Annotated in this window: 1 pseudogene; it reads right to left on the bottom strand. The window is 39.8% G+C overall.

Annotation, left to right across the window (positions count from 1 at the left end):
* A pseudogene (locus tag ACFINZ_RS09975) lies at positions 1-1,000 on the bottom strand (hypothetical protein); the annotation flags it as partial.

Genomic DNA, 1,000 nt, shown 5'->3' with positions numbered 1-1,000 from the left:
TTGTTAATCTGACTACCATTAATCGCATCATGTGACTCATCACCAATCTTACCATTGGCTACATTATGAAGTCCAACAGGTGAAGAACCTTGACCTTTCCCTAAAGTCACACTCGTATAATTAATAGTGTTATTGTCTTCACCTGTTTTATCATAATGAACAACCGCTGAATCATCTGACTGAAGACTGCTGGAAAGATCCTTTAAACCTTTTTCAAGCTGACCCTTGTTAACGGCATCATTGTTATCTTTTGCATCCCCTACGCCGGAAATCACCCGATTCACACCGCTTGTATTCGCAACATTAATTACAGTACCATTTGTTTCCTTACCAATAGTAATAGGATCAGCGTTTTTATCCTGCTTAATAAGGCTATCACCTTCCACTTTGGTAACCGCATTATTAATTTCTTTGGTAATCTCTTTATGAAGATTTGTGAAGGAGGTACCTACACCGGCAAAGGCAGAAACTACATCATGATAGTCTTTATCTTCTGTTTGACCATCTTCCTTGACAGCCTTAACCGTGAACGTAGGAGCTGTCCATTTGCCACCTTCATATCCAGCACCTCCACCAAAAGTCTTTGCAACTTTATCACCTAGAGTATGAAGCTGTTTACCCGTCACAGCATCCGTGGAGTTTTCATTAATTGTTCCATCCAAAAGAGATGTAATCTTGCTATTGGTTTTGCTATCTTTTTCTCCATGCGTTGCTACAAAGGCCTCTTTACTCCTATCCCACAACAAGGCATCACCTTGAACTTCTTGTGTAATATTCGTGATTTTCTCTTCAAACTTCTTAACCTCTTGCGTTAGATGAGTATTCACATTCTTCACACTTGTATCAAGACCTGCAAATGCACTACCAACATCGTTAAATTGAACCCGTTTTACATGACCATCCGCATCAATCTGAGATAATTTATAAGTCGGTCCTGTAAAGGCCCCATTAAACGACGAACCTCCGCCAAAATACGTCGCAATTTTATCACTCATCGAAT

The sequence above is a fragment of the Bartonella sp. AA81SXKL genome (genome assembly GCF_042196945.1).
GTDB lineage: Bacteria > Pseudomonadota > Alphaproteobacteria > Rhizobiales > Rhizobiaceae > Bartonella.
This window is presented reverse-complemented; position numbering and strand designations above follow the sequence as displayed.